Source organism: Streptomyces sp. NPDC088732, from assembly GCF_044751205.1.
GTDB lineage: Bacteria > Actinomycetota > Actinomycetes > Streptomycetales > Streptomycetaceae > Actinacidiphila.
The window spans coordinates 1-18,541 of record NZ_JBIVLI010000048.1; the positions used below are offsets into that span (position 1 = coordinate 1).

The window sequence follows — 18,541 nt, forward strand, 5'->3', positions numbered from 1 at the left end:
GCCGACCAGGCAGCGGCCGAACCGGTGAACCTGAAATCACGTCAACCCGCCCTGACCAGCTAGTCAGCCACTCCCGCACAGCGGGGGAACCTCAGGCCAGGAGGGCGAGTGTCTGGCGTCCCCGCCACAACAACAGCGGCCAGCCCGTCTGGAAACTCCGCACCATCGGCCAAGGCTGGGCAGAACGGCCTCGACGCACTCGCCCGCGCCCACGGCGTCACCATCGAATAAAACCCTCGGAACCACCGCGGCGGCACTCGGGACCTGGACCGTCTTCGCCGACGGGGCCGCGTTTTCGATGACGCTGCACACCGCCCGCACCTGGTCGCGCACAGGCGTCACGCCCGTGATCCGAGTCAACAGCGGCAGCAGACGTCACCTGTCACTGGCCGCCATGTGCTGCTACAAGCCCGGCGAGCGGCTGCGGTTGGTCTTCCGGCACACCAGTGACCAGCGGGTCGACGGCCGCAAAGGCTTGTCCTGGAAGGACTTACGAGACCTGCTCAGCGCCGCCCACACCCAGCTCGGCGGACCAATCGTGCTGGTCTGGGAAAAAGTCGGCCTGCACCTCAGTCGCGCGATGCGCGCCTACTTGAATGCTCGGTTCGTAGAGTGCCTTCACTCTACGAACTGTGATGGGTGCGGTTCCTTCGAGTCACGGCCGCGATGAAGTGGTGAGATCGCCGTAAGGCCGTGCAACGGGGGTCGTACCGGGTCGGGATACTGGGCCGGTGGAAGACGGTATGGCGGAGTACGCGGCGGCTACTGAACAGTTGGAGCGAAGGGTCTATCTCGGCCTGCGCGAGGACAATCTTGACCCGCAGGACGTTGTGGCCCTCGCCTGTGAACTGCTCGACTGGTCCCTCTGCACAGAGGCCATCGAGGAGGTCGTCGAACGGAACCCGGCCGAGGTGCCGCCGGCGAAGATGACGGCCCTGGCACGGCGCATCCTGGACGACGCGGGTTTTGAGCCGGGCTTCGACCTCGCCCCCGAGCGTTTGAAGACATTGCGCGCCGCGTTGCGGATCGTTGCTGGCGACCTGCCCACGCGTGGGATCGAGGGTGCACCGGAGATCGAGATCTTGGAGGACTGGTTTCCGGCGGGAGCTGGTGTCCGCCTTGCCGACGGCGTCAGGCTCAACTGGGGCGGTCAAATCCTGCCGAGCGCGTGCGACGACCCGACCACGGCACTGACCGGCCTGACGATCATGATCCAGGAGAGCCTGCTCGAACAGACCTGGCAGGTCTGGCCAGTGTGCCCCCGACACGACCTCGGTGTCCACGGCTCGGAGCGGGACGGCAAGGTCGTGTGGTGGTGTGCGGGCGAGGGCGGACACGTGCTCGCGCCGGTCGGCGAACTCTCCAGCGTGCTCGGCCGCCGTCGTCACAGGTAGGGGCGGCGGTGGCGTCGGTGGTCAGGACCACGCGGCCGGCGTCCATTGCCTCCTGGTCGAAGTAACGTGGACAGGGTGCAAAAGGCTTCACGAATGATCTGGTCCACCGCCGAGGTGGAGGCACCCGATGCGTTCAGTTACTGGTCCGACGTCATCTGTGACGCTTTCGTGCGGGTCTCAGCCCGGGCGACGGCCGCTGTGCCTTTCGAGGGGCGCATTGAGCACGCCCTGCTCGACACCATCGAGCTCTCTACGGTCTCGTCCGGTGCGCAGGAGGTGGCCAGGACCGGGCGTCTCATAGCTCGTGACAGCGAAGAATTCGTGCTGGCCAACATCCAGACCAGCGGCCGGGCCCAGATCTGGCAGGACGGACGCGTCGCCGCCCTTCCCGCTGGGGCGATGGCATTTGTCGACAGTGGGCGTCCGTACAAGCCGCGTTTTGCCGGGGCCTTCTCACAACTCGTGGTGCGGGTTCCCCGGATGCTGCTGCCACGGCGCGTGCTTGCCGACGCGACGGCGGTTGCGCTGGATGCTGCGGGACCGGGTCGGCTCGTCAGCGAGTTCCTCGTCGGCCTGAACCGCCAGCAGCAGGACGCCCCGGATGCGGCAGCGGCCCTGTTGCCGCACGCGGTGGGGCTGCTGGACTGGGCGCTGAGCTGGGCGGCCTGTCACGGGCCTGCGCAGGCATCGACCGCCGCCATGACCCGGGAACGGGTCCACAGGTTCGTCGTCAGCCACGCATGCGATCCGTCCCTGGACGCCGACACTGTGGCCGCCGCCTGCGGCCTGTCGCGCCGGAGCCTTTACCGCGTCATGGCCCCCGACAGCGAGCCGCTCAGCGCTCTGATCCGGCGCCTGCGAGTGACCCGTGCCCAGCAGCTGCTACGGGCTGCCCCCGAGCGGCCCCTGGCCGCTGTCGCCCGCGAGTGCGGTTTCGGCGGAGAGGCTCAGCTGCACCGAGCATTCCGGGCCGTCACGGGGATGACGCCGGGCGCCTACCGGTCGGGCGCGTACGCAGAGCCGCGTTCCGGGCCCTCAGCCCGCGGCTGAACGGAGCGGTGACGGCATGAGTTCCCTGACCATCTCGATGAACCGGGGCGGCGCCGGGGGCATGGGGCTGTCCACGGATTCGCCGAGGGCCACGTCGTATCGCATCCCCCACGCAGGATCCACCACCTCGTAGCCGTCCTGCCGCAGCCGGTCGACGTTGCGCTGCACGGCGGGCTTTTGCCACATGCTGCCTGACATCACCGGGAAGAACACCACGGGGTGGACCGCGGCCATGATCGTGGCGGACAGCATGTTCGGTGCCGCGCCCGCCGCGACGGAGGACAGGACGTTCGCGGTAGCGGGCAGCACGGCCGTCATGTCGTGCTCGGCGGCAAGTGTCGCGTGGTTCTCCCGCGGCCACGTGTCGGCCGATGCACCCGTGACCACGCGGTCGGCGGACAGGGCAACCGTGTGCGCGGGCAGAAAAACGGTCGCCGTGTGCGTCATCAGCACGGTGATCGTTCCGGTGAAGACCGTACGCAACGCACCGATGTAGGAGGGACACGGCAGCCGAACCGGCGGCGCCGATCAGAAGCCGACCGTCAAAGGATGTGGTGTTGTGGTTCGTCATGATGACACGGTGCGCCACTCGCCCGGGCCGTGAGTGACCGCGCGTGCCTGTCCGTATGACAATCTGTGCCAAGGGGCGTGCCGCAGGATCTGTGCCCCCGGCAAACTGGGTGATGTGCAGGTTTTGCCCACCGGTGAGATAAGCCCATCTACGACGCCCCCGGATCGAGCGTGGGCCTCGCCGCCCCACACGAGCCCGGCTCGCTGAACCTCCACGTCGCGATCCGACGGCTGCCTGGCGGTCATCGCCGAGGGCTTGGTAGGCGAGCAGCGCCAGCGCGTTACCTGTCGGGCTAGTGTCACGGGCCTCCTCACCGCATGACATCAACGCAGGGAGACGACCGCGGAGCCAGGCAGCCGGAGACCGTCCAGAGACAGCCGGTGTAGACACCTTCCGGCAGGTCGCCAGGAGCCTGGCCCGAACTTGCAAGGCAGACGTCGGCGGTTCGAAACCGTCCACACCCACCGGCGAAGAGACCCCAGCCGGTCATGGCTGGGGGGCATTGACATCCGGATCCGACATCAACGACCACGCTCACTCGCCCTCCGAAACAGCCGGTCCATGTGGCTCATGGCCTCACGCTGGGTGTTCTGCACGCCGTGCGTGTAGACCTTCAACGTGCCCGCGATCTGGCTGTGCCCCAGGACTTCCATCACTCCGCGGGGCGTGACGCCGGCGCCGGCGCCGGTCAGCAGCGTGGCGCCGGCGTGTCGGGCATCATGCAGCCGGATCACGCGGAGACCGGCGTTGCCAGCGACGCGCATGATCGAGCGGTACAGGTTGCGCGGCTCGACGATCCCGGAGCAGGAAGGGCAACTCTTTTCCTGGCCTGCTGCGTGTCCACTGGGCGGTGATGTCGGCGAGGTGGACGCGCCGGGTGCTGTGCTCGATGAAGATCAGGGCGTACAGGCGCTTGAGTGAGACGGTGTCGAGGTGCAAGGAGTCGGCGGCGATGATGCCGTGGGCCTGGTCGGTGAGGAACTGGTTCCAGGTCGGGCCGGAGCGTTGCGGGGCGGGGTCGATTCAGGCGGCATGAAGGATTTCAGAGATTGTGGATGGGGCGATCAGGTAGCCGAGGCGGGCGAGTTCGCCTTGTATTCGGCTGTGGTCCCAGCTGCTGTTTTCGCGGGCCAAGGGCAGGATGGGCCGCTTGACGGCCAGGGCGACGGATGGGCGGCCGGGGCGACGGTGCTGGGCGAAGATCCTTCTGCGTGCGGCGGTTTGCCGATGCCGGCGCAGCAGTGTGGTCGGGGTGACTGCGAAGACCTCGCGTCATCGCCCGCGGGGGACCAACCGTGACAGCAGGGCCGGCCGGATCCGCTCGGCACGGTGACGGAGGTGGGGTTCCCGTTCACGGTCGCGGTGAACGTACCGGCGGTGTAGGTGTGGGTGGTCTGCCCGCTCCCGGTGGCGTCCAGGGCGACGGTGACCGTGGGGCTGCCGTCCCCGAAGTCCACCACCGCTGTCCCGCTCGGAGTGCCCCCGGAAATGCTGAACGTCACCGATAGCTCGCACTTCGACGTGAGTGAGGTCGTCACCGTCAATGGCGAAATCTCCGTCACGTTCGCCGAATTGGCGTTGGTGACGTAGACGTTGCTGTTCTGCGCCGCCGCCACCGAGAACGGGAACGCGCCGGCGGGGACGGTGACCAGGACCGTGTTCGTGGCACTGTCGATCACCGTCACGTTGTTCGAATTCGAGTTGCCGACGTAGACCTTGCCGGTCGGCGCCACCGCTATCCCGAACGGGCCCGCGCCGGTGGGGATGGTGGCCAGGACCGCGTTCGTGGCACTGTCGATCACCGTCACGTTGTTCGAGACGGTGTTGGTGACGTAGACGTTGCCGTTCGGCGCCACCGCGACCACCCCCGGGACCGAGCCGGCGGGGACGGTGGCCAGGACCGCGTTCGTGGCACTGTCGATCACCGTCACGTTGTTCGAGGTCTGGTTGGCGATGTAGACGTTGCCGTTCGGCGCCACTGCCACCGCGCCCGGGAACCCACCGGTGGGGCGGGTAAGGACGGTGTTCGTGGCGCTGTCGATCACCGTCACGTTGCCGTCGTTTCGGTTGGCGACGTAGACGTTGCCGTTCTGCGCCACCGCCACCGCGTCCGGGACCGCGCCGACGGGGATCGGGGAGCCGACGACCGCGTTCGTGACGCTGTCGATCACCGTCACGTTGTTCGACGTCGAGTTGGCGACGTAGACCCTGCCGTTGGGCGCCACCGCCAACGCGAACGGGCCCCCGCCGACGGGGACGGTGGCCAGGACCGTGTTATTGGTACTGTCGATCACTGTTACGTTGCTCGAGCTTTGGTTGGTGACGTAGACGTTGCCGTTCGCCGCCACCGCCACCATGGCCGGGTTCGAACCGGCGGGGACGGTGGCCAGGACGGTGTTCGTGGTGCTGCTGATCACCGTCACGTTGTTCGAATTAGCGTTGCCGACGTAGACGTTGCCGTTCGGCGCCACCGCCACCGCCAGCGGGCTCGTGCCCGCCGGGATCGTCACCGTGGAGAAGGCCGCGCTCAACGGCGCGGCCACACGCCCCTGCACGGCGGGCACCTCAGATCCACTCGCGGGGTTCAAGCGATTGTGGCGCAGGACCTTCTGTGTTGCTGCGAAGGCGTGCGGAGCAGCGGTGGGTAGGAGGGTGGTGGAAAGCGCTGCCAGGATGACGCTCAACCAGGTGAGCCACTGGTGCCGTGCGCTACGGCGTATGTCTGCGAAGACGCCGCCGGATATGCGCACAGGGGATATGAGGGACATTGTTTCTCCAGGCCGATCGGCTCTTGGCAGCCGTCATGATGGATTGCGACGGCTGAGCAGTAGTGAGAGCCCAGCCATCCGTCAATGCACATCCTTTGGGCCGCTACAGTGCCCTGCCAGCCGGAATGCTCTGAACGTGATCGCTTCCCGGGACTCCCTCATGAGCTCAGGAGTGTCTCTGTGGCGCTTCAGGCAGCGTCATCGTGGACTTCCCATGGGCGCAGATAGCGTCATGACGGCCAGGAGCAGCCCAGCTGCTACTCAGCGGCGTTCGGCCAGGGAGCCGATCTCAGTCCTGGTCTCATTCGCATGGGTTCAGCCCCGTTCAGAGGAGTCCCGCCTCCGGCCGGACCCTGCAGGAACGAGCCCAACGTGAACAGAGGTGATTGACCCCGTACCGACCTGCGACTGGCATACGCAGACCTGGAAAGCGTGCACGTGAGTCATTCGGTCGAGCGACGGCAGCGCTGACGGCAACGAGGGCGAACGACGGAACCTCTCACCAACCCGCCGCGGCGGTCCCGGAAGCCCGCCGGCGAGAGCTGCAGGGGGCGTGCCCACATCTTCTAAGCGCCGGCTCCGTCGAGGCTGACATCACCAGGGGTGCTCGCCGGAGAGCCTTTCGCCAGCACCGGGGCGGACCGGACCGCAGGATTCGCCGAGCGCTACCGGGAAGCGGGACAGGACTCCCCCTGCCCGCCCGGTGCATCGCGCACTCGGCCTTCGACACCGCCGGCGGCCGCAAGGCAGCGCTCGCCCTGCTCACTGCGACCGAGGACCGGCCCACTGCCCTCTTCGCCGTGAACGACTTCGCCGCGATCGGAGCCGCAGGCGCGGCCCGCGACCTGGGCCTCAGTCTCGGCCGGGACCTCGCGCTGGCCAGCGTCAACGACACCCCCTGGCGGCCGAACTCCCTGTGCCGCTCACCAGCGTGCACTCCCCCATGGCAGAGCAGGGACGGCGAGCGGTCGACCTGCTGGTGCAGCGCATCGCCGGCGAGGCGCCCCGGTCAGAGGTCCTGAAGCGGCGCCTCACGGTGCGGGCCTCCACGGGTGGCCCCGTGGGCCCTGCTTTGGCGTGAGCGACACCGGTTCACCGCGCCGTCCAGTTCTTCCGGACCCTGAGTAGGCGGTGCCCACCAGCTCAGGGATCGGGCAGGGACAGAGAGGTCTGCCGGAGAGTTCCTTGTCCGACCAGGGTCAATCGCGTCGGGATGTTCTGTGTGCCGACTGCTCGCACCCGCCCCGGGTGCGAGGACGTCCACCGACCGCTGTCGGCTCGTGCCCTCAGGTGTTCGTACGGGGCGAGCGGTGGACGGGCTGAGACTGTTCCGACGGATCAGCCGTGGGGTCCGGCCTGGATCAGGAGCCGGTGCGCTTCCTGCAAGCCCGGCGGCAGGTCGTCCGGCGATGCCCACTTGGCTTCCAGAACCTCAAACGCGTCGATCTTCAGCGAACCGCCGACGAGTGTTGCGGCATACGCCACCTCCACGCGCAGCTTGAAGCCGCTCTTGAGGTGGACGAGCTCGCCGACCTGGACTTCGAGGCCGGTCTCCTCACGCACCTCGCGGGCGACGGTGTCACGGAAGTCCTCGCCCGCTTTGGCGTAGCCGCCGGGCAGGCCCCACGGGCGGTCCTAGGGCCACAGCCGGTGACGCAACAACAGCACGCGGCCCTCGCTGTCGCGGACAACGCCGGTCACACCGACCATGTACTTGCTGTTGGTCAGCCACATGATCCTCCACTGCAGGGGTCCCCGGATGATCCGCCACAGTCCGGCGATGATGCGCTTCATGCCATGCCCTTAAGGAATCGGGCCGCCCATGCGTCCCGCGCAAGGGCCACCATTGCGCATGGAAGGGCGACCTTCCAAACACGCCGAGCGGACGAAACCCCCTGCTCGACGGGGATGGTTCAGCTTGGTGGTCAGGCCGCTGCGCCACCGTGCGAGCCCGCGGTTGTCCCGCTCGGAGGTGGTGCCGCCGGGCGGCTCCGTCTCCTTGTCCGCACGTCTTCCTCGCCCCGGAGGTACTGATGGTGCCTGGTCGGCGCTGGGGGCCGCCTGGACCGCTCGCCGGCAAGCCGACTGCGCGTGCGGGCCGTCGGGTTGTCGCGGCTGCCAGTACTGCGACGGGCCGCGCGCACCGCCCGACGTGCTCGCACGCCGGCGACCAGAAGCGACGGGTTCCGCGGACGCGGATGCGGTGCGCGAACGCACACCGCGCGGTGCGACAAGTACGGGGTGAGACCGTCGTCCGACGGTCAGAAACGGAGATTCCATGGAATCGGAACACGACGCCTGCGGCGGCCCCGACAGTGACGCCCAACTCTCCAAAGCCGCGGACGATCCGTCGGCATTCACGCCTCTGGTGGAACAGCACTCCGCTGCCCTGCACGGCTACTTCGCCCGCCGGGCACCCGTCGCCGCGGACGATCTCCTGGCCGAAACGTGGTTGCAGGCGTTCGCCGCGCGGCGCACGTTCGACGCCTCGCGCGGATCGGCGCGCGGCTGGCTGTTCGGAGTGGCCCGCAACGTCCTCGCCGGCCACGTGCGGCGGACGGCACGGACGGAGGCCCTGCCGGGGGGACAGGTCACCGACCCCTGGCAGGCGGTGGACCAGCGCCTGGACGCAGCAGCGCTGGCACCCGTACTGCGAATCGCGCTCGCAGAACTGCCCGAGGCCGAGCGAGAGGTGCTGCTCCTGGTCAGTTGGGAGCAGCTGACGCCCGCCGAGGCGGCCGCCGCCGTGGGCATCCCGACCGGGACGGCCCGTTCGCGGCTGCACCGGGCCCGGGCCAGATTGCGCGAACGGCTCACGGCGTCTCCCCTCGTGGGACGGGGCTTGACCGTAACAGGAGAACTCGCATGAGCACCTACGACGTGGAGGAGACGGACATGACCGAGCGGCAGGCGCTGCTGGACTTCCCCGGCGCCGAGGCGCTGCAGGCGGCGGGCCGGGTCGAGCCCCTGTCGGCCCGGGCGCTGGCCCGGGCACTGGCCGCGGTCGAGGAGGCCGTGCAGGAGGAGACGGTAAAGGCCCCGCGGGAGAAGGTCGTGGTGACGCCGTTCCGGAGGCGCCGCCGTGTCCTAGCCGTCGTCGCTGCCGCGGCGGTGGCGGCCGGCGTCGCCGTGACCTACGCGGACACCGGGGCAGGAAGCTCGGGCACGCGGCACGAAACGCAGGCGGAGTCCGCTTCGGTGTTCCTGAACGACATCGCCGAGGTTGCCGCCACCCAGCCGGCGGGCTCGGGAACGTACTGGAAGGTCCGCACCAGGACCGGCACCACCTACATCTCGCGGTCCATGGAACTGACCTACACCGCCACCGGCGGGACCGGCCTCAAGCGCCACTTCCGCGGCTGGCAACTCGGCTCGAAGCAGCTGGACTGGAACAGCCTGGACAGCCTGACCACCGACCCGGTCCTGCTGCGGCGATCCATCCTGAGCGCGCAGAAGGGCCCCTGGGAGGAGGACGCGGGCACAGTGGGCTTCGAACAGGCGAGCATCCTGCTCAGCAGCGCCCCCGCCAGCCCGGAACTGCGCGCCGGACTGTTCAAGGCACTGTCGACGCTGCGAGGCGTCACGAACGCCGGCACCGTCAAGGACGCCGCAGGACGCAGCGGCACAAAACTGGTCTTCCACGGAGCCATCGGCACCACAGAGGTCATCATCGACCCGAAGACCAGCACCCTCCTCGAACTCGACACGCCGTGGAAAAGCGACAGGAACGACCAGCGAGTGACGGTCCTGTCGGCCGGCCTGACCGACACGACCGGCTGACGCAGAACGCGGCTGCGGCGGTCGGCCCCGATCGGGTGCCGACCGCCGCAGCCGCGGCAGACCCTCACGGCCGACAGTCCGGCAATACCGCACCAGTGCACGACCCAAGCCCGTCGGCTTCAGTGTCGGGGCTGCGTGCTCACGTCACGGTCACGGCCGCCGCGTACCCGCAGAATCCCGACCCCCCTCTCGGGCTCTTCCCTGTGTTCGCTCCGAGAACGGCCCGGTGAGGAGCCGGACGGCAAAGGAACAGCCGCCTCGATCAGGTCCTGACCGGCGGCGGTACGTCCCTAGGAATGGCTGTCGGCTCCCCGTTCGCCACCGACCGACTCGCCGATCCACGTCACGAGCAAGCCGACCAAAAGAATCAAGCTGCCGGTACGCGATCCCCAGTGCCGAAGCCCGTCTCCCCCGATCACCGGGACCACGACCCAGTTCCAGCTCAAAGCGAGAGCGGCAATCAACTGCCCCAGGCCGAAAAGACGCGGGCGGCGAACGTAGCGCCGGTTCCAGGGGAGCACCCAGCCCCAGGCCATTGCTGCAACGCCGGACGTGGCAAGGACCCCGGTCAGCAGGACAAGCGGCACAGCAAAGTAGAGCGGCACGGTTCCCTCCTCGCCCAGCGCACGGATCTGCGCAGGAAACTGCCGTGATCATGGCACGCACTCGACTGCACGTCCACGAGCGGCAAGCAGGCTGGTCCAGGGCGATGCAGTCCTGGGGGTTGAGCTGAGATCACTGGCCGGCGAGTTGGGCCAGCATGGGCTGAAGCCGCGCTGACAGTGTGTCGTCGGTGCGTTCCAGTTCGCGTGTCAGTGCGGTCAGCACGGCGGCCAGGGCCCGGCGTAGTTCCGTGTCGTCCAGCGACCGGATCAGCGTCTGGTGGAGCGGAGCGGTGAGTTCCTGCGGAAGCAGGTGGGCGCCCTTGGCGTGGGCGGAGGGGTGGCCGAGGCGGAGGCAGGCGAGTGCGATCACCTGGTCGCGGACGGCACCGATCCAGTACTCGGCCTGCCAGTAGCGGCTGCGTTCGATGGAGGTCCGCGCGTGGAGCGCGTGGTGCCAGGCCAATCCGACGAGGTGGTCGTGGCCGGGAGGATCGCCCCGCCTGAGGGGGACGGTGGGGCCGAAGACGGTGCGCCAGGCAGGCCCGAGCGGTCCGAACTCACCGACCGGGGTGAACGCGATGTCGACCTCGAGCCAGCCGGGCAGGAGGAACACCCGATAGACCGTGGAGCCCGAGGGCAGGTCCCAGTGGTGCCGGGCGAAGAAGTCCTCGTACAGCGTTGCCGTCCAACGCTCCAGCACGGGGCCGGGTTCGCCGTCGACCGCGAACGCAAGGTCGAGATCCGACCAGCGGTCCGCGGCACCGACGGCCTCAGCCCGTCACCGCCGCGCCCACCACCGCAGGATCCACGCCCGCGAGAACCAGCAAACGCTCCCGGACACGGTCTCGTTCCCCAGCATCAAACACGCCCCCGACCCTACCCACCCACCCCCATCGCCGGGGCAATGTCGGCATGTGGGCGGCCGCAGACAAGCCCTACCTGGACGACCGGTGGAACGAGGGCTTCACCAACGCCTGGAAAATGTGGGAGGAGATCGTGCCGGTCGGCTACAACGGCAGCCACCAGCGAACCCGCGCCTACCCGCACAAGAAGCGCGCCTCACCGCGACCGGTGACCGCCCGGCCACCGTCGCCCCGAACGGTCGCCGGAGTGTCCCGAGCTCGAAGCCCTCACCCGGCACGTCCCGCTCCTTCGCGGTCATGCTCACCCAGCGCAGGGCGAACACCTGCCAGCCCTGCTCGACGTCGTCCGCAGGACGACTTGCCCAGCGTCCACACCCTTGACGCCGTCACCGCCGGACGCGCCTTGCCTTGGGGCTCGGGCGTGGTCGAGGGGCATGTCAACCGGATCAAAATGCTCAAGCGTCAGATGTTCGGGCGTGCTGGCTTCGCCCTTCTGCGGAAGTGCGTACTGCTCGCAGAGTGATCGCCATGTCGGCGGCTGATGCAAGGATCCTGACGCGCCTACATGGGGAGATCGACATGGGCACCTGGGACACCGGCCCCTTCGACAACGACACGGCCGCGGACTTCGCGAATGCTCTCGACGACGCCAAACCCGAGGAGCGCGAGGCACTGGTCCGTGGCATCCTCACGCGCACCGTCGACGCCACCGGCTGGCTCGCCGAGGGAGAAGAGGCGGTGGCCGCCGCCGCGCTGATCGCGGCGCTATGCCCTGGCGGCGATCCAATCGACATACCTTACGGCCCTGAAGAACCCATGCCCGCCTTCCCCGACGATCTCCGAACGCTCGCGGATGAGGCCCTCGCTCGCGTCATCAGCGACGAGGCCGGGCCAGCCTCGAACTGGGCCGACCCGGAAGACTGGAAGCAGTGGCGAGCCACCCTCAACCGCCTGCGCACAGTCCTTGCTCCACCATCACCGTCCATCCCGCTCTTCAACATCGAGTAATGACAGAGCGTCACCCGGCACAAAACCTGAGCCAGAACCTGAGAACGGACAGTGAATGCTCACCGCTTCGGGAGGCGGCGGAGTTCACTCGTGTTCGACTTTCTACACTGCCGGTAGCGGTGAGACGAGTACTGACTCCTCATCCATCGGTCAATATCAAGGGGCAGAACTGCTGACGACCTCCGCCAGTTCATCAGCGGCCTCGGGCGTCAGGCGGTAGAACCCCTGAAGGCTGTTCGATTTTTCGAGGCGACCGTCCACCACGTACTTCAGGCCGCGGGTCTGTCCTCGCCGGTTGCGCCAGGCAAGCTTGGTGAGCACTTCACCGGAGACAGGTACATCGAAGCACACGGGCGTGGCGTCCACATGTACCGCCTGAGCCCCGCATCCGCCGGCTCCGAGCATCGACCAGTCGTCATGCCCGGGATATGCAGGCTCTTCCCAGGTGGTGGGGGCTGTGCCGCAGCAATCGCGACGGCCCGCTTCGATCACTCGCATCTGACTCACCACGAACACTTCGCGTTGCTTGACGTGCAGCGCGTACACCTGGTCCCCTGGGCGAACGCCCGACCACGCGGGCAGGGAGGAGTGAACGCCGCTGAATGCGACCGGCGGTCGCTCACCCACGCGCCCTGCCTTGCGCAGCGCTCGGCACGTGTCATGGGTCCACAGGACGGTGAAGGCATCAGACATGCCGTGATCCTACGAACAGGGACTGACAGCCTCCTGCGTGAGGCAACGCCGGGCGCGGTGTGCTTCCCTGAGGCCAGCACGTGCCTGGTCCAGTCACCCACGTTCTCAAGGGCGCCGCCACCGCGGCAGCAGTCACCGCGGCATTGTGGTGGTTCCAACACGTCTGACGGCGATGACCGCGACGCCGCCGGCCACCCATCGGTGGTCGGATCGGTCAACGTGCCTTGTCTGCCAACTCGACCTCCGGCGCGGTGCCGGCAGGCGGGCCGGGAACGGGATCCCCCGGTCCCGACGTGCAGGAGGTGATCACGGTACCGCGTCCCTGTGCCATCCGCGTCAGGGCCTCCCGGGCTGCGGCGCAGTCGCCGGCAGCGCGGTGGCAGCCGCCGAGGCGGAGCCAGCTGAAGGCGCCGAGCGAGAGCACGTACGCCTCCATCAGGCAGAACCAGTTGGTCGCGGGCTCCAGACGCACAGGCTTCTTGCCGACTCGGGCAGTGTCGCCAAGGATGACACCGCGGTCGAAGTCGACGTTATCGATGCAGACGATCCGGTCCTTGGTGACCTTCCGCAGCCGCGGGAGCACCTTCAAAACAGCAGCAGGGTTAAACAACAAGCTGAGGTAGTGCTCGTTAAGCAACGAGCACTGACGCCAAGTCGGATTTCCATTCAGTGAAAGTTTTTGGCTGCTCCCAGACCCGGTGATAGCATCCGAACATTCGAATTCCGATTTAGGGCAGAGCCGGGCCTGAGCGAAGGTTGTGCAACGCGAACGTGCAAGCCTATCGGCCGTTTCTGCATCGCAGCGCAGGGTCCAGATGCGCAGCAAGAGAGGTTCAACAGTCGCCATGAATGCAGATTCTCGAGCTGCCGGCGCGGGTGCCGGGGCTTGCGGTGCTGCTGGTAGCGCACTGCGGCGAGAGTTCGATCGAGCGGACCCCTTCAAACGTCTCAGCTCCCCGGTGGCCCTGTGCGGACGGTGACTCCCCCTCCCCTTACGGAGTTCGCCAAGCGCAGAACGCCGCATGTGTGTTGGCAAGCGTTCGGAGCTTGAAGACTGAGGCCAGGCTGTGTAATCGGCTCAAGAAAGAACCAACACGAGAAAGAATTCATCATGACTGACACCAGTGCACCATCTCTGATATCCGATTCCGTAGCCCACGGCGCCTTTCTCCCTCTGGATGTCTACTTCGACGACCTCGACCCCTACGGGATGCTGCACAACTCCCGATACACCGTTATGGTCGAACGTGCCTGGAACACATATGCATTGAGTCTGGGCTTCGGAGCACCCGACGAGGCTGTACCGACGCTCTATGTCGTCAAGGCGGTCTCCATCGTGTTCGACCTTCCTTTGACCGGCAATGGGGCAATCGCTGTCCACCTCTGGACCGAACAGGTGGGACGCACATCGGCAACGATCGGCTTCCGCGTATGCAGCCGTGATGGCAGCAGCACGTACGCACACGGGACGCGGACCATCGTGAACGTCAGCGGGGAGACGATGCGACCCACCGAGTGGTCCGAGAGCCATCGAGCGGGTTTCGAGCGAATCCAGGGCCCTGGAGCCTGAAGAGACCCACATCCCGCATGTGCGGCTGACTGAGACCTGTAGCCCAACTGCGTTCTCACCGTCTGTCACGTGCCATTCGCATCACGCGATGAGGAAACGGCAAGCATGAAATCCGGCACCGTCGGGGTACTTCGCGCGCAGGGCCGCGCATGACTGGATCATGCGTCGAAGCTGCGGTTCAGCTCCGCCCAACTGTCGAGGAGGGCGAGGCGCACTTCAGTGGTGCCAGCCCGGTGCCGGTACAACGTTGCCTGGGTCGCGCAGGGCAGCCCGGAGCTTTCCGACTGGTTCGCAGACGCTCTCAACAAGCGCGCAGGCCACCCGGATCTCGTCGAGGTGCCGCGGACTGCCAGTCGGACTCCCCCGTCTCCGTCCGAAAGTACGCCCGCGTCTGGTCCGCCGGCGCAGGCGGTCCTCGTCATGGCCACCTGGACAGCGGCACACACCCAATACGATGCGGATCGTCCTGCCACTGCCCAACTCCAACTCGCCGTGCCGCCCGGGCTCAGCCAGGCCCTCTCCACGCCTTGGCGGCTGAGTACTGTCAGCTGCACCGATCCCGATGCCTTCCACCTCGACACAGTCGCCTTCCACGGCCCTGGCCCGTTTGTCCAGGTGGGGAAGCCCACTGCCACCTGCAGCCTCGACCTGCACCGGGGAGCCCTACTCATCGCGGCCAGTGACGGCTGGAGTGCGTCAGTGAACTGACCCCTGCGTGGTCAATCCGCTTCCTCGCGGTCCTTGCGCCGACGGAGGTCGGATTCTCGCCCTGTGAGACTTCCACGGGCTTGCGGAGCTGGACGTCTCCTCGTAGTGGACCTGGTGTCATCTCTGACATCGGCGAATCGCCACGCTCGAACAGGGCGAAAGGGGACCAGGACGTCGCGGAGTGGCTGCCCCCGTACACGGCCGCGCGCCGCGCGTACCTGGTGCACTGGGTGACGGTGAAGACGCGCCGGCAGCCGGCGGTCGACGACCTCGAACGAGACCCCCTGGTGCGGGAGCCGTCGCTCTGCCCGGACGTTCCGATCGTCACCGCGCCCAGCGGACGCCTCTGTGCCGAGCTGACCTGTCCAACAGGAGCGCCGCGTCCGGGCTGCCCGGGCTGCCCGGGAGGCGCGGGCCCCGGCAGGACGGGGTGGGCATCACCGACATCCGTGTGGGACAGCTGCCCCAGGACAGCTTGAACTGACCAGATCACTCCGTCACGGGCAGGCACTCGGCGAGCAGGTCGACGACGTCGCGCCAGGCTCGCTGCGCATGCCGTGGGTGATAGCCGACGCCGGGGACCGTGGGGTGGTCGACCGTCGGGTGGTGGAAGGCGTGCAAAGCGCCGCCGTAGACCGTGAGGCGCCAGTCGACGCCAGCGGCCTGCATCTCGGAGGTGAACGCGTCCCGCTGTGCAGGCGGCATGATCGGGTCTTCCGACCCGACGCCGACCCACACCGGGCAGCGAATGCCCGCTGCCTCGCCCGGTCGGCCCGTGGTCAGTGCGTTGACTGTTCCGATCGCGCGCAGGGTGACGCCGTCGCGCCCGAGTTCCACCCCAATGGCGCCTCCGGTGCCGTAGCCGATGGCGGCGACCCGGTCGGGGTCGGTCCGCGGTTCTGTGCGCAACACGTCGAGTGCCGCATGGCCGATGCCCCGCATCCGGTCGGGATCAGAGAGCAGTGGTACACAACGGGCCAGCATCTCCTCGGGGTCGCCCAAATAGCGCCCGCCGTGAAGGTCGAAGGCCAGCGCCACGTATCCCAGCTCGGCGAGAGCATCGGCCCGGCGGCGCTCGACGTCGCTGAGCCCCATGCCCTCCGGTCCGAGCAGCACCGCGGGCCGGCGGTCGAGACCTGCGGGGACCGCGAGATGCCCGATCATCGTCAAACCGTCGGCCGGGTACTCGACCGTACGCGTCGTGATCCTCGTCATGAGACTGGACTGTAGTGATCGTCGAGTCCGGTCGGCCTGGGGTTCGCCGCTGGCAGAACAGCGCGGGGACCCCTCTGAAATGCGGCGGTGACTCACAAGACCCGTCACAACCCCATTCCCACGGCAGCACCCGCCCCGGCACAACGCACGACATAGGTTCCGGAGTCAACCCCCGAAGGATTTACGGAGCCGACCACTAAGGAAATGGTCTCCTGGCCTTCAGGATCATTCCGAGTGCGCTGATCTGCGAGCGCGTGGCGGCTCGGCCGACGCTGTGGTGTCGATGAGGCGCTACACGTGTCTCCGTAGTCGACTGTGGCGACGACGGCCTGCCGGGCTTCGCACCCGCCGGGCGCAAGCGGAGGCCAGGCACATGTTCCCGTACTCCCGGGAGCCGGATGAAACACACTCCGCCGGACCGGGTGCCGAGGCCGCGGACGGATCTCTGGTCCACGCGGGCACCGTGTACAACGGCCAGGGGTTGCAGCCCGGTGGCTCGTTCGTCGTGCGGCGCGAGGTGACCACCGGGCAGCCGATCTGGGTTTTCCGGACCGACAGACCGGCCACCGATCTCGACTGCGACACGCCGACCGTACATGTCACGTACGACGACGGCGAGATCGTCGCGCGGGATCTCCGCGAAGGTGCCGTGCGCTGGCGCAGCCATATCGCTGTTGCCGGAGTGCGCGCCGTCCGGACGGCATTGACCGTCACCGGGCCAAGGCGGTTGCTCATCGGCACCAGCGACGGGCGACTGCTCGACTGTTCGACCGGATGGCGGAGTTACACCCCAGGACGCCGTCGGCCGGCAGTGGTCCCCACCGCACCGGTTCGGGGGTACACCAGCGGACCGGCCCACACCGCGGCCTGCCAAGAGCCCTGCCCGAGCCGGCCCACCCACACGGCGGACGTGGCGCAGCGCAGCACCGGCCCGTGTCCGTCGCACGACAACGTCCCAGCCGACCTGGTCCCGCCCGTCCGTCAGCCGCCGTTCAAAAGGCAGTTGACCCCACTCCACCTCGCAGCACAAACATGGCCGGCTGGTGATCAAGGGGCACACGCTCGCACGCATCGTGCGCGCCGGCCCCGTCACCCTGGACGCCCGGGCCCAGCGCAAGTACGGCGGACCTACCGGACACTGCAGAAAGCGGAGAACTCCGCTTGACCGGAGCCTGTGCAGTGCACCTGCTCAAGGCCGTCCGCTTCCCCACAGCTGCACCGTTCGATCGGCACAGCTGCGGCCGACGGCCGAGCGCTGTCATTTCTCGTGAGCATCGAACGTTGCACGGTCCGGGTACCTCCCAGCCCACTGAAAACAGCCGCCCATACCCGTGAACAAAGCCAACAAGGCGTACCGGCCGCGGAGCACCCCCGCTGTCCTTCGGGACGGCGGAGGCGCGTTCGTGCCTCCAGGGCTATCGCTGCCTTCGGTCCCACTTCGCCCATTCGCCCGTCTTGGGGTCGCGAGCGCTGTAAGGGCGGCCAGACTCTTCAGTTTGGCCGGTCACGCCGATCCTCTTCCAGGCACGTACGGCACCCCACACGAAGGCGCCTGCAAACACGACGCAAACGCCCGCCATGGCCGGGTCATGGACCTTGCCAAGTGTCATGAAGAAGACAAGTGCCCAGAAGCACAGGAACAGCGCGAGGACATTCCACAGAACCTTGCCCCAGGGACCGAGCGGCGCCGGGGGTGTGGGCCGGATGCCCTTGGCTCTTCGCCACGCGCCGGACACACCGAACCCGAGACCAACAAGGATGGGCGCGGAGACGATGAGCACGTCGAGGGCACTGTTCTGGCCGTCGAAGAAGAGGAAGGCCATGACGGAGACTACGGCGACAATCGCCAGGCCGAGCACGGCAGTACAAATGGCCCAGGGTATGGATCTCATAGCGACACAGTAGCTTTGGCTGACCTGCGGAGATGAGCCGCCCATTCTGTTCGGGACAGTACCTGCGGTCAGCACTTCGGCTTGGCGGCTTCGTGACGAACGCGCCCAGCCACGGGTGCACCACGGGGTTGCGTCCTTGGAAGTGGTGTACGGATTCCCACCTGATTCGGGTGTTTGTCCCGGCGTCGGGGTGAGGGTCCGGATATAGAGACGTCCACCGGCTCATCTTCGAGATGTCTAAGAGGTCCCGACAAAGGCGTTGGACGTGTCGGTGGGTCCCCATTCTGCGTGGCGTCGTCAAGGCTCTGGCTGGGCGGGCGCGGACGGCATAGAGCTCGTAACACGATCATGTGAATCGTCTCTGGTGGGCGTGTCCGGTGCGACGATTCCGCCGTTCGTGGGGTGTGAGCAGGAAGCCGTGGAT

The 18,541-nt window shown here is 67.6% G+C and carries 16 protein-coding genes and 3 pseudogenes; 9 read left to right on the top strand and 10 right to left on the bottom strand.

What is annotated here, in order from left to right:
- The first annotated feature begins 298 nt into the window (after positions 1-298).
- The 3 genes from ACIP9H_RS41640 to ACIP9H_RS41650 all read left to right on the top strand — a co-directional run bounded on the left by ACIP9H_RS41640 (position 299) and on the right by ACIP9H_RS41650 (position 2,444).
- Positions 299-670, top strand: coding sequence for a hypothetical protein (locus ACIP9H_RS41640; protein ID WP_401596292.1), 372 nt, complete (start codon positions 299-301; stop codon positions 668-670).
- A gap of 61 nt (positions 671-731) precedes the next feature.
- Positions 732-1,394 (top strand): hypothetical protein, encoded by a 663-nt coding sequence (locus ACIP9H_RS41645; protein WP_401596294.1) that lies wholly within the window; start codon positions 732-734, stop codon positions 1,392-1,394.
- 93 nt (positions 1,395-1,487) lie between these two features.
- The gene (locus tag ACIP9H_RS41650; protein ID WP_401964177.1) at positions 1,488-2,444 is read left to right on the top strand and encodes a helix-turn-helix domain-containing protein; all 957 of its coding nucleotides are present in this window, start codon (positions 1,488-1,490) and stop codon (positions 2,442-2,444) included.
- Here ACIP9H_RS41650 and ACIP9H_RS41655 read toward each other — a convergent pair.
- Positions 2,430-2,927, bottom strand: a complete 498-nt coding sequence (locus tag ACIP9H_RS41655) for a flavoprotein (protein WP_401964179.1) — start codon at positions 2,925-2,927, stop codon at positions 2,430-2,432. The genes ACIP9H_RS41650 and ACIP9H_RS41655 overlap by 15 nt on opposite strands.
- A gap of 609 nt (positions 2,928-3,536) precedes the next feature.
- Positions 3,537-3,809: pseudogene (locus tag ACIP9H_RS41660) on the bottom strand (tyrosine-type recombinase/integrase); the annotation flags it as partial.
- Here ACIP9H_RS41660 and ACIP9H_RS41665 point away from each other — a divergent pair.
- Positions 3,778-3,936: a hypothetical protein gene (locus ACIP9H_RS41665; protein WP_401596301.1), complete on the top strand. Its 159-nt coding sequence runs from the start codon at positions 3,778-3,780 to the stop codon at positions 3,934-3,936. The pseudogene ACIP9H_RS41660 and the gene ACIP9H_RS41665 sit on opposite strands and share 32 nt — an antisense overlap.
- Before the next feature lie 143 nt (positions 3,937-4,079).
- Here the strand turns inward: ACIP9H_RS41665 and ACIP9H_RS41670 are convergent, their stop codons facing one another.
- The gene (locus ACIP9H_RS41670) at positions 4,080-5,579 is read right to left on the bottom strand and encodes a hypothetical protein (RefSeq protein ID WP_401596303.1); all 1,500 of its coding nucleotides are present in this window, start codon (positions 5,577-5,579) and stop codon (positions 4,080-4,082) included.
- A gap of 590 nt (positions 5,580-6,169) precedes the next feature.
- On the opposite strand from ACIP9H_RS41670, the pseudogene ACIP9H_RS41675 reads away from it, so the two are divergent.
- Positions 6,170-6,864 (top strand): annotated as a pseudogene (locus ACIP9H_RS41675) (substrate-binding domain-containing protein).
- Between the two features lie 257 nt (positions 6,865-7,121).
- Here ACIP9H_RS41675 and ACIP9H_RS41680 read toward each other — a convergent pair.
- Positions 7,122-7,577: pseudogene (locus tag ACIP9H_RS41680) on the bottom strand (NUDIX domain-containing protein).
- A gap of 484 nt (positions 7,578-8,061) precedes the next feature.
- Here ACIP9H_RS41680 and ACIP9H_RS41685 point away from each other — a divergent pair.
- Together ACIP9H_RS41685 and ACIP9H_RS41690 are read left to right on the top strand one after the other, a co-directional pair.
- On the top strand, positions 8,062-8,652 hold the full coding sequence (locus ACIP9H_RS41685; protein ID WP_401596309.1) for an RNA polymerase sigma factor: 591 nt from the start codon (positions 8,062-8,064) through the stop codon (positions 8,650-8,652).
- Positions 8,649-9,563, top strand: a complete 915-nt coding sequence (locus tag ACIP9H_RS41690) for a hypothetical protein (protein ID WP_401596311.1) — start codon at positions 8,649-8,651, stop codon at positions 9,561-9,563. Before ACIP9H_RS41685 ends, ACIP9H_RS41690 begins: the two co-directional genes overlap by 4 nt.
- Before the next feature lie 290 nt (positions 9,564-9,853).
- Here ACIP9H_RS41690 and ACIP9H_RS41695 read toward each other — a convergent pair whose 3' ends face one another.
- Together ACIP9H_RS41695 and ACIP9H_RS41700 are read right to left on the bottom strand one after the other, a co-directional pair.
- Entirely contained in the window at positions 9,854-10,168 is a 315-nt protein-coding gene (locus tag ACIP9H_RS41695) for a hypothetical protein (protein WP_401596314.1), read from the bottom strand.
- A gap of 130 nt (positions 10,169-10,298) precedes the next feature.
- Positions 10,299-10,868, bottom strand: a complete 570-nt coding sequence (locus ACIP9H_RS41700; RefSeq protein ID WP_401596316.1) for a hypothetical protein — start codon at positions 10,866-10,868, stop codon at positions 10,299-10,301.
- Between the two features lie 742 nt (positions 10,869-11,610).
- On the opposite strand from ACIP9H_RS41700, the gene ACIP9H_RS41705 reads away from it, so the two are divergent.
- On the top strand, positions 11,611-12,039 hold the full coding sequence (locus ACIP9H_RS41705) for a DUF4259 domain-containing protein (RefSeq protein ID WP_401596318.1): 429 nt from the start codon (positions 11,611-11,613) through the stop codon (positions 12,037-12,039).
- Between the two features lie 156 nt (positions 12,040-12,195).
- On the opposite strand, the gene ACIP9H_RS41710 is transcribed toward ACIP9H_RS41705, so the two are convergent.
- Entirely contained in the window at positions 12,196-12,732 is a 537-nt protein-coding gene (locus ACIP9H_RS41710) for a hypothetical protein (protein WP_401964183.1), read from the bottom strand.
- Between the two features lie 214 nt (positions 12,733-12,946).
- Positions 12,947-13,579 (bottom strand): hypothetical protein, encoded by a 633-nt coding sequence (locus ACIP9H_RS41715; RefSeq protein ID WP_401596327.1) that lies wholly within the window; start codon positions 13,577-13,579, stop codon positions 12,947-12,949.
- A 264-nt stretch (positions 13,580-13,843) separates the two neighbouring features.
- Here ACIP9H_RS41715 and ACIP9H_RS41720 point away from each other — a divergent pair, with 264 nt between their 5' ends.
- Positions 13,844-14,302 carry an acyl-CoA thioesterase gene (locus ACIP9H_RS41720; RefSeq protein WP_401596329.1) on the top strand — a complete coding sequence of 153 codons (459 nt, stop codon included), beginning with the start codon at positions 13,844-13,846 and terminating at the stop codon, positions 14,300-14,302.
- Positions 14,303-15,499: 1,197 nt separating this feature from the next.
- Here ACIP9H_RS41720 and ACIP9H_RS41725 read toward each other — a convergent pair.
- Together ACIP9H_RS41725 and ACIP9H_RS41730 are read right to left on the bottom strand one after the other, a co-directional pair.
- Positions 15,500-16,225 carry a dienelactone hydrolase family protein gene (locus ACIP9H_RS41725; RefSeq protein WP_401596332.1) on the bottom strand — a complete coding sequence of 242 codons (726 nt, stop codon included), beginning with the start codon at positions 16,223-16,225 and terminating at the stop codon, positions 15,500-15,502.
- 1,415 nt (positions 16,226-17,640) lie between these two features.
- Positions 17,641-18,117 carry a hypothetical protein gene (locus ACIP9H_RS41730; RefSeq protein ID WP_401596335.1) on the bottom strand — a complete coding sequence of 159 codons (477 nt, stop codon included), beginning with the start codon at positions 18,115-18,117 and terminating at the stop codon, positions 17,641-17,643.
- Positions 18,118-18,541: the final 424 nt, after the last annotated feature.

Bases quoted from the DNA above. Each gene is read 5' to 3' on its own strand.
- ACIP9H_RS41710 (WP_401964183.1), bottom strand. From the start codon at position 12,732: ATGTCTGATGCCTTCACCGTCCTGTGGACCCATGACACGTGCCGAGCG.
- ACIP9H_RS41715 (WP_401596327.1), bottom strand. From the start codon at position 13,579: ATGGCGACTGTTGAACCTCTCTTGCTGCGCATCTGGACCCTGCGCTGC.
- ACIP9H_RS41685 (WP_401596309.1), top strand. From the start codon at position 8,062: ATGGAATCGGAACACGACGCCTGCGGCGGCCCCGACAGTGACGCCCAA.
- ACIP9H_RS41665 (WP_401596301.1), top strand. From the start codon at position 3,778: ATGATCGAGCGGTACAGGTTGCGCGGCTCGACGATCCCGGAGCAGGAA.
- ACIP9H_RS41725 (WP_401596332.1), bottom strand. From the start codon at position 16,225: ATGACGAGGATCACGACGCGTACGGTCGAGTACCCGGCCGACGGTTTG.
- ACIP9H_RS41640 (WP_401596292.1), top strand. From the start codon at position 299: ATGACGCTGCACACCGCCCGCACCTGGTCGCGCACAGGCGTCACGCCC.
- ACIP9H_RS41720 (WP_401596329.1), top strand. From the start codon at position 13,844: ATGACTGACACCAGTGCACCATCTCTGATATCCGATTCCGTAGCCCAC.
- ACIP9H_RS41705 (WP_401596318.1), top strand. From the start codon at position 11,611: ATGGGCACCTGGGACACCGGCCCCTTCGACAACGACACGGCCGCGGAC.
- ACIP9H_RS41730 (WP_401596335.1), bottom strand. From the start codon at position 18,117: ATGAGATCCATACCCTGGGCCATTTGTACTGCCGTGCTCGGCCTGGCG.
- ACIP9H_RS41650 (WP_401964177.1), top strand. From the start codon at position 1,488: ATGATCTGGTCCACCGCCGAGGTGGAGGCACCCGATGCGTTCAGTTAC.
- ACIP9H_RS41690 (WP_401596311.1), top strand. From the start codon at position 8,649: ATGAGCACCTACGACGTGGAGGAGACGGACATGACCGAGCGGCAGGCG.